General features: G+C 60.8%; 15 protein-coding genes. 9 read left to right on the forward strand and 6 right to left on the reverse strand.

Features of this window, described 5'->3' with window-relative positions:
* The first annotated feature begins 180 nt into the window (after positions 1-180).
* Genes G5154_RS08155 through G5154_RS08165 form a run of 3 tightly spaced genes read left to right on the forward strand, consistent with a single transcriptional unit; the run spans position 181 to position 2153 of the window.
* A complete protein-coding gene (locus G5154_RS08155) occupies positions 181-1152 on the forward strand; it encodes a ChaN family lipoprotein (RefSeq protein WP_421250703.1) in 972 nt (323 codons plus the stop codon).
* Between the two features lie 25 nt (positions 1153-1177).
* Positions 1178-1732 (forward strand): cysteine hydrolase family protein, encoded by a 555-nt coding sequence (locus G5154_RS08160; protein ID WP_005335255.1) that lies wholly within the window; start codon positions 1178-1180, stop codon positions 1730-1732.
* A 37-nt stretch (positions 1733-1769) separates the two neighbouring features.
* A complete protein-coding gene (locus G5154_RS08165) occupies positions 1770-2153 on the forward strand; it encodes a hypothetical protein (protein ID WP_216978135.1) in 384 nt (127 codons plus the stop codon).
* A gap of 87 nt (positions 2154-2240) precedes the next feature.
* Here the strand turns inward: G5154_RS08165 and hutZ are convergent, their stop codons facing one another.
* Positions 2241-2798 carry a heme utilization protein HutZ gene (gene hutZ, locus G5154_RS08170; RefSeq protein ID WP_005335257.1) on the reverse strand — a complete coding sequence of 186 codons (558 nt, stop codon included), beginning with the start codon at positions 2796-2798 and terminating at the stop codon, positions 2241-2243.
* Positions 2795-3307, reverse strand: a complete 513-nt coding sequence (gene hutX, locus G5154_RS08175) for a heme utilization cystosolic carrier protein HutX (protein WP_421245001.1) — start codon at positions 3305-3307, stop codon at positions 2795-2797. The genes hutZ and hutX overlap by 4 nt, the downstream gene beginning before the upstream one ends.
* Positions 3308-3477: 170 nt before the next feature.
* On the opposite strand from hutX, the gene G5154_RS08180 reads away from it, so the two are divergent.
* From G5154_RS08180 to pepE, 5 genes are all read left to right on the forward strand, one after another.
* Positions 3478-4329 carry a heme/hemin ABC transporter substrate-binding protein gene (locus G5154_RS08180; RefSeq protein WP_421245000.1) on the forward strand — a complete coding sequence of 284 codons (852 nt, stop codon included), beginning with the start codon at positions 3478-3480 and terminating at the stop codon, positions 4327-4329.
* The gene (locus G5154_RS08185) at positions 4326-5357 is read left to right on the forward strand and encodes a FecCD family ABC transporter permease (RefSeq protein ID WP_005335261.1); all 1032 of its coding nucleotides are present in this window, start codon (positions 4326-4328) and stop codon (positions 5355-5357) included. Before G5154_RS08180 ends, G5154_RS08185 begins: the two co-directional genes overlap by 4 nt.
* An 11-nt stretch (positions 5358-5368) precedes the next feature.
* Positions 5369-6181 (forward strand): heme ABC transporter ATP-binding protein, encoded by an 813-nt coding sequence (locus G5154_RS08190; RefSeq protein ID WP_043820885.1) that lies wholly within the window; start codon positions 5369-5371, stop codon positions 6179-6181.
* Positions 6182-6411: 230 nt separating this feature from the next.
* Positions 6412-7773: an endonuclease/exonuclease/phosphatase family protein gene (locus G5154_RS08195; protein WP_421250704.1), complete on the forward strand. Its 1362-nt coding sequence runs from the start codon at positions 6412-6414 to the stop codon at positions 7771-7773.
* A 233-nt stretch (positions 7774-8006) separates the two neighbouring features.
* Positions 8007-8744 (forward strand): dipeptidase PepE, encoded by a 738-nt coding sequence (gene pepE / locus G5154_RS08200; protein ID WP_158114144.1) that lies wholly within the window; start codon positions 8007-8009, stop codon positions 8742-8744.
* 119 nt (positions 8745-8863) lie between these two features.
* Here pepE and G5154_RS08205 read toward each other — a convergent pair whose 3' ends face one another.
* The 3 genes from G5154_RS08205 to dnaB form a co-directional block, all read right to left on the reverse strand.
* Positions 8864-9283 (reverse strand): secondary thiamine-phosphate synthase enzyme YjbQ, encoded by a 420-nt coding sequence (locus tag G5154_RS08205; protein WP_042052785.1) that lies wholly within the window; start codon positions 9281-9283, stop codon positions 8864-8866.
* Complete coding sequence (alr, locus tag G5154_RS08210) at positions 9283-10356, reverse strand: alanine racemase (RefSeq protein ID WP_088868602.1); 1074 nt, start codon at positions 10354-10356, stop codon at positions 9283-9285. Before alr ends, G5154_RS08205 begins: the two co-directional genes overlap by 1 nt.
* Before the next feature lie 199 nt (positions 10357-10555).
* Entirely contained in the window at positions 10556-11950 is a 1395-nt protein-coding gene (gene dnaB / locus G5154_RS08215) for a replicative DNA helicase (protein ID WP_181223496.1), read from the reverse strand.
* Between the two features lie 363 nt (positions 11951-12313).
* Between dnaB and G5154_RS08220 the strand changes: the two genes are divergently transcribed.
* Positions 12314-13174: a Tim44 domain-containing protein gene (locus G5154_RS08220; RefSeq protein WP_421250705.1), complete on the forward strand. Its 861-nt coding sequence runs from the start codon at positions 12314-12316 to the stop codon at positions 13172-13174.
* A 195-nt stretch (positions 13175-13369) separates the two neighbouring features.
* Here G5154_RS08220 and ushA read toward each other — a convergent pair whose 3' ends face one another.
* On the reverse strand, positions 13370-15094 hold the full coding sequence (gene ushA, locus G5154_RS08225; RefSeq protein ID WP_421250706.1) for a bifunctional UDP-sugar hydrolase/5'-nucleotidase UshA: 1725 nt from the start codon (positions 15092-15094) through the stop codon (positions 13370-13372).
* Between the last annotated feature and the right edge of the window lie 115 nt (positions 15095-15209).

A 15209-nucleotide genomic window follows, 5' to 3' on the forward strand; every position in this document is an offset into this window, starting at 1 on the left:
TTGAGAACTGTTATCAAACAGGCCGCATATTACCCGGCTCTCGACAAAGATCAACAATAAACTAAATCATTCTCATTTGCTTTGAACCAAATTGGTTTTACACTGTCGCCCTGTGTTGCCCTTATTCTCTATTAGCCCCCGAGATGCACCGGCATCCGGGCATATCAGCCGTGAGATCCCATGATGAGACGACTTCCCCTGCTCGCCCTGCCGCTGCTGTTGGCAGCCTGTGCCATCCCCACCCAGCCGACCGTGTCATCACAGTTGCAGACGCTCTATGACTACCGGCTGCGCAGCGAGGGAGCCGCAGACCTGACGCTGGAGCAGGCGATCGCGCGCATTGCCGACGCCGACATCATTCTGGTGGGGGAGCTGCACAGCCATCCCGCCGTGCATCTGTTGCAATCGCGCCTGCTGAGCGGGCTCTACACCGCAGGTCAGCAGCACGGTCGGCCATTGGCCCTCTCCATGGAGCAGTTCAGTCGCGCCGATCAGAAGACGCTGGATGCCTATCTGGCGAACCAGATTGGTGAAGCGGCCTTGATCCGCGAAGGCAACGCCTGGCCCAACTATCCGAGCGACTATCGCCCATTGGTGGAGTTTGCCAAAGCGCACCAGATGCAGGTGATCGCCGCCAACGCCCCCAAACCGCTGGTGAGCTGTGTCGGTCAGGAGGGGGCTGAGTGGCTCGACAAACTGCCCGCGTCGCGCCGCAGCCAGCTGGCCCGCCAACTGACGCTGGGGGATGATCCCTATCGCCAGAAATTTATGGCCTCCATGCACCACGGCGATGCCGACAGCAACGCTCGCCGCTTCGCCGCCCAGACCAGCTGGGATGACACCATGGCCGAGAGCATGGTGGATTATCTCGCCAAGCACCCGGGCCAGCAGATCATGCATATCGCCGGCAATTTCCACGTCGAGGGGGGGCTTGGACTCGCCAGTCGCATCGCCAGCCGCAATCCTGCCCTCAAGGTGGCGCTGGTCGTGCCCCGTACAGATGAGACCTCTGTTGCAGATCCCGCAGCCGATGTGCAGGTAACCATCATGCCGCTGCCTAAGCGCTGGCAAAACAGTGACGAGATGAAGCAAGATATGGGCGCGCTGCATCAATCCCGCAGTCGTGACTGCAGCCAGTGGCTGCAACCCTAATCTTCCAGGAAACGGCGGGTAAAATATGGATGTGTTACTGATCATCGATGTGCAGCAAGGCTTGTTCAACGAGCCCCGTTACCGCCAGGAGCAGGTGCTGGCCAATATCAATCGGGCTGCGGCCCATGTCAGGCAGCAACAGGGAAGGGTCATCTATATCCAGCATGACTCGCCCCCCGGTACCGAACTGGAACCGGGCACCCCGGGTTGGCAGTTGCACAGTGCGCTGCAACCGGCCAAGGGAGATAGCCGGGTGCGCAAGACAGCATGTGACAGCTTTCTCGATACCGAGCTTGCCTTCCTGCTGGCCGAGCAGCCGGTCGATCGACTCATTCTCTGTGGCTGTGCCACCGATTTTTGCGTCGATACCACGGTGCGCAGTGCCGCCTCCCATGGGTACGAGGTGCTGGTATTGAGCGATGGTCACACCACCGCCGATCGCCCCCACCTGAGCGCGGCCCAGATCACCGAGCACCATCACTGGATGTGGCGCCACCTCAGCCTGCCGGAGGGGCGCAGTGTGACCCTGCTCACCACCGACGAGCTGCTGGCAGTAACACCCGCCCTGCAGCCGTGCTAATCTGCGAGCCTCGCCTCGTTTCTCACTGGAGTCTGTCGTGCGCCTGTTGTCTGCCACCCTGTTGTTGATTGTTCCCCTGCTGTCGGCCTGCTCCAGCTTGCCCGGCCAGAAGTATGACGGGCCGGCCCCCCTGTTTCTGACCCACATCAACGAGGAGGGGAGCAAGCGGTTCACCTTTGAAGCCGCGCCCAACGACACCTTGCCGCGCGGCCTCTCGGCAGCCCAGAGCCAGCGGCTGCTGGAGCAGCGGGAGGCGTTACAGGAGAACCTGCTGACCGAGACCCTGGCGACCAAGCAGTATTGCCGCCAGGGCTACATAGTGCTGAGCCAGACCTCCTGGAAGGTGCGGGGAGAGTGCAACGAAACGGCTACCGACGCCGATCGTCGCGCTTTTCCCAACAAGGCCAGCTGGCAGGATTGAACAGGCCGGATGAGATAACGCAATAAAAACGGGCAGCCCAGTGGCTGCCCGTTTTGTTATGACGGCTGTCGTGGTCGACAGGGATCCTCAGACCGGCGCATCGGCCGGGCTGGTGAGCTCGGCACCGTTGTCGATGCGCTTGTGCCCCTCCACCAGATGGACAAAATCCACCAGCTCGTCACCGGAGACCGCGAACGCCTGGCCGAAGCCCTTGACGAACAGCCCCTGCTCCGGCTTGAGGCGGAACAGTTTGAAATCCTTGAGGTTGGAGAGACCCTTGATGATCTCGCCAAAACGCCCCTCCAGCGCCGCGACCGCCTTGCTCCAGCGAGCGTCGTCACGGGCTACCACTTCAGCCACCGCATCGAAGGTCAGGCGCTTGCGGGCAAACAGCTCGCGGGCACCGCTCTCATCCTCGATCAGCATCAGGGATACCCGCGGCACCTGTTGCAAGTTGCGGGCGTGGCGAGCGATCTCGGAGATCAGCACATAGTAGCCATCTTCCTGCAGCACGAACGGGGCATAGCTGGCGTTGGGATTGCCTTCGCCATCGACGGTGGCGAGCTGCAGGGTACGGCAGCTGTCGCGAAACTCGCGGATCTCCGGTTGCAGGCGGTTCTGCAGACGCTCCTGACGTTCACTCATGCTTTGACTTCCTCTTGAGAGTTGTGGCGCAGCGCCATAAAACGGGTGACCTGATCGGCCAGCAGCTGGCGTTTCTCGTCGCGACCCAGATAGACCTTGAAAATGCAGCGGCCGGAGTGACCGAAGAACTGGAAGGAGTGCCCCTCCTTGCCCATGAACAGCTTGCTGACCAGCGCAATCCCCGCCACGTTGTCGAGCTTGAGGTGACCATGCAGCTCACCGTCGCGGCCCATCAGGTTGTAGTAACCGCGTGCGTCCTTGCCTTTCGGGAAGGAGGCTTTTACCTCGAAGATGGAACCTTCTGATTCGACGATGGTGGTCACCGGGCCCCAGTCGGCCAGATCTTCCAGCAGACCTTGGGCGCGATCGGCGGGCAGCAGGGTCACCAGCTCGGCGGGCAGATGGCGAACCACCTCCCATTCGCTGATGGCGAGCTGGGCCGCCAGGGTGGACGGATGAGCGCCGGGATCCTGCTCCAGCAGCGCGTGAATGCGTTGTGCAATGCTCATGTTTTCTCCCTTTGCGGGACCATGTTGTCCCGCTGTTTATCATGGCGGCTACTCTAATAAAGCACCGGAATCAATGCAATTGATAATTGCTATCATTATCAGTGCATTTTTTCCAAAGCCTTGATATTCTCGGCGGCACACCCGTTTTATTCACCCCTTCGGAGGTTAGCATGGGCCGTCGTCTTGCCCTCGCCATCACCCTGCTCTGCAGTTTACTGTCCCCCTTCTCTGCCGTTGCCGCCGACGGACAGAAAGAGCGTATCGTCAGTATCGGCCCCGCCACCACAGAACTCATTCTGGCCCTTGGCGGTGAATCGAGCCTGATCGCCACCGATGTCAGCAGCCCCTTGCCAAAAGGGTTGCCCAAGGTGGGTTATCACCGGGCGCTGGCCGCCGAAGGGATCCTGAGCCTCTCCCCCACCCGACTGGTGGGCAGCGACGAGATGGGCCCGGCCCCGACCCTGGATCAGCTGCGTCGTGCCGGGGTCAAGGTGGAGGTGCTGGATACCGCGCCGACCCTCGCCAACCTTAACCAGCGTATCGACACCCTCGCCAACCTGCTGGGCGATAAAGCAGCTGGCGATCGCCTGAAGGCAGAGATCCAGGCCCAGACCGATCAGCTGGCGGCGCAAGCCAAACAGAACAAACCGCTCAAGGTCGCCTTCCTGCTGCTGCACAAGGGGCAACCCACCAGCATCGCCGGGGGGGACACCACCGCCAGCGCGCTGATTTCGCTGGCAGGCGGCATCAATCCGGTCGCCGAGTTGCGCAACTACAAGCCGGTATCCGCCGAATCCCTCATCGAGATGCAGCCCGATCTGGTGCTGGTCAGCGGTCGTGACTGGCAGCAATATGCCGACCCGGCCAAGGTGCTGGCAGAAGTGCCCGCCCTGGCCGCCACCCCGGCTGGCAAGCGCAACGCCATTCACGCCATCGACGGTCACGCCCTGCAAGGGGGCCTGAGCCTCAACTCCCTGCAACAGGCGAACCAGATCGCCCAGTGGATCAAGCAGGGGTCATGATGCGGTTACCCCTCTCCTGGCTGCTGGCCTTTACCACGGCCGCACTGGCACTGTTGCTGCTCGGTTCGCTGGCAACCGGCCCCATGACCCTCACCCTGGGCGAGAGTCTGCGGGCGCTGTTTGCCGGGCAGGAGAGCGGGATAGAGTCACACAAGCTGCTGATCGTGCAGGAAATTCGCCTGCCGAGAACCCTGCTCTGCATCGCAGTGGGGGGGATTCTCGGGCTCTGTGGCGCCGTGATGCAGGGGCTGTTTCGCAACCCCCTGGCTGACCCCGGCATCATAGGTGTCTCCGGCGGTGCGGCGCTCGGCGCGGCGCTCGCCATCGTGCTGCTGGCCCCCCTCGGTCAGCAGCTGCAAGCCACCATCGGGGTTGGTCTGCTGCCGCTGCTCGCCTTTCTCGGCGGCGCGCTCACCACCACTCTGGTCTATCTGCTCGGCACCCGCGAGGGGGGCACCTCGGTCACCGTCATGCTGCTGGCCGGGGTAGCCATTACGGCGCTTTCCGGCGCGGTGATCGGCCTGCTCACCTATCTGGCGGACGATCAGATGCTGCGCAACCTGAGCCTGTGGCAGATGGGAACGCTGGCGGCAGGCAAACCGGCCGATGTGGCGCTGGCCCTGCTCACCCTGGCGGCCCTGCTGTGGCTCTTTATGCGCGATGCCAATCCCCTCAATGCCCTGCTGCTGGGTGAAGGAGAGGCCCGTCATCTTGGGGTCAATGTGCAATCCCTCAAGCGTCGCCTGATTCTGCTCACCGCGGCAGGCGTCGGGGTGGCGGTAGCGGTATCGGGGATGATCGGCTTCGTCGGGCTGGTGGTGCCCCATCTGGTGCGCCTGCTGGCAGGCCCCAACCATGTCAGGTTGCTGCCGCTCTCGGCCCTGCTTGGCGCAGCCCTGCTGCTGGCAGCCGATATGCTGGCACGCACCCTGCTGGCCCCGGCCGAGCTGCCGGTTGGCATCATCACCGCCCTGCTCGGCGCCCCCTTCTTCATCTGGCTGCTGGTAAAAGGCCGCCGCGCCCTGTGATACGGACTGTTATGCAACCACTCTCATCCTCACTCTCCGCCCCCCTGTTAAACTGCACCCGACTCAGCCTGCGCCGTGGCCAGCGCCAGATCCTGGATGGGCTCGATCTTAGTCTCGAGAGCGGCACCCTCACCGCGCTGCTCGGCCCCAACGGGGCGGGCAAGAGCTCGCTGCTCAAGTGCCTGACCGGCGAGCTGGAATATGAGGGTTCCATCACCCTGTTTGGCGCAGATCGCCAACAGTGGGACAGCAGCCAGCTGGCCCACCGACTCGGGGTATTGCCGCAAAGCTCCTCCCTCAACTTCCCCTTTCTCTGCGAAGAAGTGGTCGCCATGGGGCGCTTGCCCCACAGTGAACCGGCGGCGCGGCGCGACGAGATTGTGGCGGCGGCCATGACTCATGCCGGGGTCGAGCATCTGGCCAAGCGGCTCTATCCCGGTCTCTCCGGCGGCGAGCGGCAGCGGGTGCAGTTTGCCCGGGTGCTGGCGCAGATTTGGCAGGCCCCCTCCCCGACCGAGCAAGCCGAGCAACCCCGCCTGCTGCTGCTCGACGAGCCCACCTCGGCGCTGGATCTGAAATACCAGCACCAGTTGCTCACCATGGCGCGCGCCCTGGCCAGCCGCAATACAGCTGTGCTGGTGGTGCTGCACGACCTCAATCTGGCGGCGCGCTATGCCGATCGGCTGGTGATGCTGGAGCGGGGCAAGCTGATGGCCGATGGCACGCCTGCCGAGGTGCTGACCCCTGAGCTCATCGCCCGTCTCTATGACTATCCGGCACAGGTGATCCATCACCCCGAGAGCGGCCTGCCGATGGTGGTGTGACAAATTTAGAGTGCGGTAACGGCTGGAAGCGCGCCATTCATCCCGGAAACTGCAGCGTAAAAACCGGTTTTTCACACCCCATATCGCCCTGCTAACATTCATCATCGCCAGATATGTGGTGTGAATATCCTCACACTTTGCTCAGGCAAAACCCCCGCAGCATCACCGTCTACTTATAATGACGCCGCCTCACAGAAGGCATAACTCATTGATGCTACGGAATAATTACAATGAAGAATATCAACAAGCCCCTACTGGCCGCCGCTATTTCCCTCGGGATGCTGGCTGGCTGCAACAGCGACAACGACTCAAAGGCAGCTGATCCCATGGTTCGTTTTGCCACCTTCAACCTCTCTTTTGATCGCACTGCCGCCGGTATGCTGACCGGTGAGCTGGCGCTGACCCGCACCGAGCAGGATGCCCTGCTAGCCCGCCTCGCCGAAGGGAGCCTGAGCGGCGCCACTGAAACCAAAGCCAAGAACGTGCAGCAGATCCGCAACGTGGCGGAGATCATCCAGCGCACCCGCCCGGATGTGTTCCTGCTCAACGAGTTCGACAACGACGGCAAAGGCGAGAGCACTGCCGATCTGAAAGCCTTCAACGACAACTATCTGGCCCATGCCCAGCACGCAGAGGTGACGGCCATCAGCTATCCAGTGATGCAGAACTTCGCCACCAACACCGGCCTGATGAGCGGTTATGACCTCAATCTGGATGGCAAGGTCAACAGCGGCCCCGACGATGCCTGGGGCTTTGGCAACTACCACGGCCAGTACGCCTTTGCGGTGATGTCCAAATACCCCATCGACACCAAGCAGATCCGTACCTTCCAGCACTTCAAGTGGAAGGATATGCCGGGCGAGCAGAACCCCATCATCGATGACTGCAACAATCCCAAGGTCAAGATCCCGGCCAGCCGCCAGTGTGGTGATGCCTGGTATTCAGACGCGGCCTGGCAGCAGTACCCGCTCTCCTCCAAGAACCACGCCGATGTGCCGGTACGCATCAAGACCGAGAAGGGTGAAGAGGTGATCCACTTCCTGATCTCCCACCCGACCCCACCGATCTTTGCCAACGCAGCGCGTCACACCGTCAAGCACAACCGCGCCGAGATCGCCTTCTGGAACGACTACGTCAAGGGTCTCAACTACATGACCGATGACAAGGGCACCAAGGGTGGGCTGGCCAAAAACGCCAAGTTTGTCATCGCCGGCGATCTCAACGCCGATCCGCTCACCGGTGACGGTGACCTGACCGCCATTCAGGATCTGCTAAACAACCCGCTGATGAATCAGGCCATCACCAATGGCACCCTGATCCCGGTCAGCGAAGGGGGCCCGGAGTGTGTCAGCAAGGGGACCGACTGCAAACGCAACCTCAATCGCCCCAATCCGGAGCGGATCACCAATAGCAGCGTGCTGCAGCTGGATCACGTCATCCCCTCCGCCAACCTCAACGCGGTCAAGAGCGGTGTCTACTGGCCTGCCAGCTTCGAGGCCGGTTATCACCTGGTCTATGATGCGAAACTCGGCATCGCCAAGGGAGTCAGTTCGGATCACCGCATGGTGTGGGTCGATCTCAAACTCGACTAACCCTGCCATGACCCCGCTGCGGCGGGGTCTTTTATTGGCGAGGGGTGGCGCGTTGACCACGGCTCATTAATCCACCGCTTGGCATGGCATCCCCCATCCATAACAGTTGAATGGGCCTCGCGATCACAGAACCGCCGCGCCAATGGTGGTAGCATGCCTCCTCTTGCCATCCGGCCGCACGGCGGATCCGGTGGCCCTCCCTCCTCCGCTTTCACTTTTTGAGGAACGATTTGATGGAACTGCTTCTGCTTAGCAACGGTAAAGCCAACGAATTTCCGGGTCTGCTCGGCTGGGCCCGCGATCGGGTTCAGAGCCTGCTGGCTCGCAAACAGGTCAAGCGCATTCTGCTCATCCCCTACGCGGTGATCCGCAGCGACTGGGATGCCCGCGCCAACGAGCTGCAGGAGAGTCTGGGAGTCGATGCCATCAGCATCCACCACTTCGATGACCCGGTCGATGCCATCAATCAGGCGGACGCCATCTTTATCAGCGGCGGCAACACCTGGCGCCTCAACCAGATGCTGCATGAAAACAGCCTGATCGTGCCGATCCAGCGTGCCGTGCGCGAGCGGGGTGTCCCCTATGTGGGCTGGAGCGCCGGTTGCAACGTGGCGACCCCGAGCATCCGCACCACCAACGATATGCCGGTTTGCAGCGCCGCCGTGCTGCCCGCGCTGGGCCTGTTCCCGCTGCAGATCAACCCGCACTATCTGGACGCCAGCATCAGCGGCCACATGGGCGAGACCCGCGACGAGCGTCTGGCCGAATTCTGCGCCATCAACCCGAGCGAATATGTGGTGGCTCTGCGCGAAGCGAGCCTGCTGCAAATCACCGGAGAAAACGGCAGCGAGCGTCTGGAGTACTGGAGCGCCCGTGAGCAGGACTTCAAGATCTTCAAACAGGGTCAGGAGCCGCAAGCCTTTATGGACGCCGCCCCGCTGGCCGAGCTGACCCCCTTCAAGGTCGGCTGAGCCACGCAGAGCACCGCGCCACTGGCAGGCGGATAGCTCGCGAAACCGTTAAAACAAAAGAGGGATGGCTCAATGCCATCCCTCTTTTTATCGTCATCTTTCGGCTGGTTGCAGCCTGCTTACTCACCCTGCAGGGTCACCAACACCTTGCGGGCACCGCCATCGATGCGATGCTCGCCAAGCCAGATCCCCTGCCAGGTGCCGAGCGCCAACTGACCATCGCGGATCGGCAGTTGCAGGCTCACCCCGAGCAGGGAGGATTTGATGTGGGCGGGCATGTCATCCGGCCCCTCATAGGTGTGGCGATAGTAAGGGGCATCTTCCGGCGCCAGCCGATGCAGATGGGCCTCCATATCGCTGCGCACACTCGGATCGCAATTCTCGTTGAGGGTGAGCGAGGCGGAGGTGTGTTGCAGCAGCAGGTGCGCCATGCCAATCCGGTAATCCGCCAGCATCGGCAGCTTGGCCACCAGCTCGTCCGTCACCAGATGAAAGCCCCGCGAACGGGGCTTAAGAGTCAGCAGGCACTGCTGCCACATCAGACGTACTCCATAAAGACGCGGGAGGTGAGTTTGGTGATGAGCTCGTAGGGGATGGTGCCAATCTCGTCGGCCACCCGCTCTACCGGCAGCCCCTCGCCCCATAGCACCGCCTCGTCACCGGCCTTGTCGGTTGCGCCCGGCCCCAGATCGACCGTGCTCATATCCATGGAGACACGCCCCACCAGCGGCACGATGCGGCCGTTGATCAGCACGGATGTGCCATTGGGCGCCATGCGCGGATAACCGTCACCGTAGCCGATGGCGATCACGCCAAGGCGAGTATCGCGATCTGACACCCAGTTGGCGCCATAGCCCACCGGCTCGCCCGCCTTGTGATCCCGCACCGCAATCAGCTGGGTCTTCAAGGTCATCACCGGCTGCAGGTCGTAATCGGCCGCCACCGTGTTGGGGAAGGGCGACACGCCATAGAGGATGACGCCGGGGCGCACCCAGTCGCAGTGGGAGTCCGGCCAGGCCAGAATGCCCGCCGAGTTGGCCATGGCACGCTCACCCGCCAGCGGTGCCGTGAGACGGCTGAAGAGGTCAATCTGCTCGCGGGTAGTGGGCTGCTCCAGCTCATCGGAGCGGCTGAAGTGGGTCATGATGTTGAACGGCTGCACCACGTTCTTGCACTTGCCGAGGCGCTCGATAAAGGCGGGCATCTCGTCGGCCCGCACCCCGAGCCGGTGCATACCGGTGTCGAGCTTGAGCCAGGCCACCACGGGGGCTGGCAGCTCGGCCTGCTCCAGCGCTTCGAGCTGCTCCCAGGTGTGAACCGCCGTCTGCAGATTGTTGGCCGCCAGCACCGGCAGATCGTCGGCGGAGAAGAAGCCCTCCAGCAGCACAATGGGTTTGACCACGGCGCAGGAGCGCAGCATCAGCGCCTCTTCGATACGGGCCACCGCATAGGCATCCGCATCCACCAGGGTGCGGGCGACCGGCAGCAGTCCGTGGCCATAGGCGTTGGCCTTGACCACAGCGATGATCTTGCAAGCGGGAGCGTGGCGCTTGACCACGGCGAGGTTGTGGCGCAAGGCCGCAGTGTTGATTTGGGCAGTAGCCGCTTTCATGGTTTTCCCTTACGAGGGCACAAATGGTCTCCCCCTCATCAGGCCGAAGACCGCCACTCACTTATCGTCGTCGAAGGCCGGACCGGCATAATTGTCGAACCGGGAAAACAGGCTCTGACGGGCTGCTTTGCTGTGAATGGCAAGCAGGTCAGAGCGGTGGTGGCAATCCTGACCACAGGATTGCCATGATTGTTACTTATCAATAATCGTCATCAAACGCCGGACCGGCATAGTTGTCGAACCGGGAGAACTGACCCTGGAAGGTGAGACGCACTCTTCCGATAGGGCCGTTACGCTGCTTGCCGATGATGATCTCGGCAATCCCCTTGTCCGGGCTGTCATCGTGATAAACCTCATCACGATAGATAAACATGATCAAGTCCGCATCCTGCTCGATGGAGCCCGATTCACGAAGATCCGAGTTGACCGGGCGCTTGTCGGCCCGCTGTTCCAGGCTTCGGTTCAGCTGGGAGAGCGCCACCACAGGGCACTGCAGCTCTTTCGCCAAGGCCTTAAGGGAGCGGGAGATCTCGCCGATCTCCAGGGTACGGTTATCGGAGAGCGCCGGCACCCGCATCAGCTGCAGGTAATCCACCATGATCATGGATAGGCCACCGTGCTCGCGTGCCACCCGACGGGCACGGGAGCGCACTTCGGTCGGGGTCAGGCCGGAGGCGTCATCGATATACATCTTGCCCTTCTCCAGCAGCAATCCCATGGTGGAGGAGAGGCGCGCCCAATCCTCGTCATCGAGCTGACCGGTACGTACCTTGGTCTGATCGATGCGACCGACCGAGGCGAGCATACGCATGATGATCTGCTCGGAGGGCATCTCCAGCGAGAAGATAAGCACCGGCTTGTCGGCAGTGAGGGCCGCATGCTCGCACAGATTCATGGCAAAGGTGGTCTTGCCCATGGAGGGACGGGCCGCCACGATGATCAAGTCCGAACGCTGCAAACCGGCGGTCATCTTGTCGAGATCGTTGTAACCGCTCGATACCCCGGTCACCCCGTTGTGCGGGGTCTTGAACAGCTCTTCAATCTTGTCGACAGTCTGCTCGAGGATCAGCTTCAGGGGCTGAGGCCCCTCGTTGGCGCTGGTGCGCTGCTCGGCAATTTTGAATACCTTGCTCTCGGCCAGGTCGAGCAGATCGCCGGAGGTGCGGCCCTGTGGCTCATAGCCCGCTTCGACTATCTCGTTGGCGACCGAGATCATCTCCCGCACCACCGCCCGCTCGCGCACGATTTCGGCGTAGGCGTTGATGTTGGCGGCACTCGGGGTGTTCTTGGCGATCTCCACCAGATAGGCGAAGCCACCCGCCTCTTCCAACTGTTCGGAGCGCTCCAGCTCCTCCTGCAGGGTGATGAGGTCAATGGGGTTGCCCGCGTTGGAGAGGCGGGTCATGGCCTGGAAGATCAACCGGTGCGGACGGCTGTAGAAATCCTGATCGATCACCCGTTCGGCAACCCGATCCCAGGCATCATTATCCAGCATCAGGCCGCCCAGTACGGACTGTTCGGCCTCAAAAGAGTGGGGAGGAACTTTCAGCTGTTGTGTCTTGGCGTCTTTTTTCGCCGTCACTTGCTCTGCCATACACATAAAAACCGCAGCGGGAAGGGGACGGGAATTTTACAAAAGAAAGCCAACTACGGCGAGCCCTATCTGGCGGCTCATACCATCATAAAGGGCCAAACCAGAGTCTGCTCTACCTTGACCATTTTGATTTTGCTTCGCATTTTGCGCTCCTTGCGACTCAATCTTCTGCTTTTCATCCGGTTTACTCCTCTTGTTTGACGCCGCATCGCGGCTACCTCGTTCATGAATAATTCATGCCAGAGGTGATATTGATGAATACAAGCTGCGACACAATTAGGGACAGGCAGCCTGCCATGCGCCTTGCTGAGCTTGCCAAAGCGGAGCATGCCCCACCCACAGACGAGAGTGAAAAGAGTCAAAATGAAAAAGATGCTGACCCTGTTTGCCGTGATCCTGGCCATTGGCCTGGGGGCACCTCACGCCGAAGCCAAGAAATTTGGCGGCGGCAAATCCTTTGGTAAAAGTTACAAAACTGCGCCGGCCCAGCCTGCGGCCAAACCGGTCGACAACAAGAATCCGACACTGAATGCCCAGACGCCGCCGAAAAAGAGCGGCATGATGGGTGGCCTGCTGGGCGGCCTGCTGGCTGGCGGCCTGTTTGCCTACCTGCTGGGCAGCGGTGCCTTTGAAGGTCTGCAAGGAATGGACTTCCTGCTGATCGCCCTGCTGGCGCTGGGTGCCGTCTTCCTGATCCGTACCCTGCGCAAGGGCAAGGTCGCGACGCCACAGCCACAACAGGCGGCCTATGCGGGCTATCAGCCACCGCAATCCACGGCCCCGCAGCAGTTTGAGCAGAGCAACAGCGCACCGCAAGCCACCGGCTTTGCCGACAGCGATGTGCCGTTCCGCCTGCCGCCAGGCTTTGACATGAACAGCTTCCTGGCCGGTGCCCGCGATCACTATCGCACCCTGCAAGAGGCGTGGAACAAGAACGATCTGGAAAAGGTGCGCGAGTACGTCAGCCCCGAGCTGTTTGAACAGCTCAAAGCCGAGCGCACCGAACTGACTGGCGACCAGCATACGGAAGTGATGTACGTCGATACCCAGCTGGTACGCGCCGACTACGGCAGCGACTGGGCTCAGGTAAGCGTGCGCTTCAGCGGCCGCTACATGGACCGTCAGGAGCAGGTCGAGGAAGACATTAAAGAGGTGTGGCACCTCGAGCGCGATCTGGCCAAGAACAATGCCCCCTGGCATATCGTCGGTATCGAACAGCTGTAAGGTTTAGATTGTCACTACGCAAGAGGCGGCCCACGGGCTGCCTCTTTTCATTTCATCCCCTCACCTGACCTCATACAGGCGGTGGCTATCGTCATTGATGATTGAAGAGTTGTAACCGCCACCCAAACAACGACAAAGGGCAGCCACCGGCTGCCCTTTCGGATCACATCTGGGGCTATGCGCCCCGCTGACGAATCAGTTACACCCTTCGGTAGACGTTGAGTTCAGATAGCTCACCTCATTGCCTGGCTGATAATCGGCCACGTTGATGGTCTTCTTGATTTCGATGAACTCTTTCAGCACGGCAGCATCGACCAACCCGGCATTGATGGTATCGATCTTCGGATAGCCGTCACCACCGGAGGCGCTGAAGCTCGGGATCGCGAAGCTGTAGGTTGCTGCCGGATCAAACGCCTTGCCACCGATACTGGTGATATTGACGCTCTTGGCTTGGCAATCCACCGCCATGTTGATACCGCCAAACTGGGCATAACCACCGGTATTGCGGGTCTTGGTTGCCACCTGGCCCAGATAGGTCGCCAGATCACTCCCCTTCATGGCCGCCTTGTTGACCGTGTTGCCAAACGGGTGCACCAGCAGCACGCTGCGGTAGGTGATATCACCGGCCGGGATGCTGTCACGCACACCGCCTGAATTGACGATACCAAAGTCGACCCCCAGCTTGCTGCTGGTCGCCGTGGTGATGAGACGACCCAGGTTGGTCTGTTTGTTGCGAACCGAGTTGCGATCACCAACCAGCAAGCCATCTGCCGAGCCAATGACGACATTCAGCTCTTGCTGACCTTTCTCCTGATAACCCAGCAGGGTGTTATACAGCTCGGGGTCCTTGGTGATCTCATCCTGGATCAACACCATGTTGGCCGGGTCCTTGGTCACGGCACCGTTGGCATCGATCGCCTCGCCCTTGGCATTGCGCTTGATCAGGTTGACCGGGATCAGGTCATAGCTGGTCAGGGTCAGCTTGCCATTCTGGTACTCAAACTGGGCACGGCCCACATACTTGCCCCACTCGTGAGCCTGCATGATCCAGGTACCGTTTTGCTGATCTGGCTGGCAGTTATCACCCGGTTTGAAATTGGCGTACTTGTTGGTGGTGCCCGGTTCCATACAGACCGGATTCTGGGAGTGACCACCAATGATGGCATCCAGAGTCCCTGCCGGCAGCGCACGAGCCATCTCTACATCGCCCGGCGCGTTGCTACCGTGCTGACCATCGGCATAGTGGCCCATGTGGGTGATGGCAAAGACCAGATTGGCCTCCTTGTTGTCACGGATCTGTTTGCCCAGCTTGGCCGCCTCGCTGGTCGGATCGCGGAACTCCAGGGTCTGCACGTTGTTGGGATCCACCAGCTGGGCGGTATCCTCGGTAGTCAGCCCCAGCACGGCGACCTTGAGGCCGCTCTCCAGCTTGAACACCTTGTAGGGGTCAAAGTAGTGTTTACCGCTGGCCTTGTCATAGATGTTGGCCGAGAGCATGGGGAACTGAGCCCACTTGCGCTGCTTTTCCAGCACGCTGAGGGGGTTGTCGAATTCATGGTTGCCCACCGCCATCGCATCGTAGCGAATGCTGTTCATGCCGACGAAGTCAGGCTCGGCATCCTGCAGATCGGACTCCGGCACCCCGGTATTAACATCACCACCGGAGAGCACCAACACCTCGCTGCCAGCAGCCTTGGCCTCGCTACGCAGTTGCTCGACCAGAGTCTTCTGGGCAGCCATACCATACTCATTTTCGGCGTTGTGCCAGAAACGGCCGTGGGTATCGTTGGTGTGCAGGATGGTCAGTTTGCAGACATTTTCGGTGCAGGGTGCAACGGTGTCATTGCTCGAGGTATTACAGCCAGTCAGTGCAGCAAGCACGGCCAGTGCCACGCCGCCTTTGATGAAGTTATTATTCATATCCATATCACCTTGATTGTTTTGTTATTTAATGACCTTATCCAGCCGGTCGGGCGCCAATATAACAAACAACAGATGACCGTTTTTCATCGATGACTCACAAATTCCGTTAATT

The organism is Aeromonas sp. 600527, from assembly GCF_049175415.1.
Taxonomy (GTDB): domain Bacteria; phylum Pseudomonadota; class Gammaproteobacteria; order Enterobacterales; family Aeromonadaceae; genus Aeromonas; species Aeromonas veronii_A.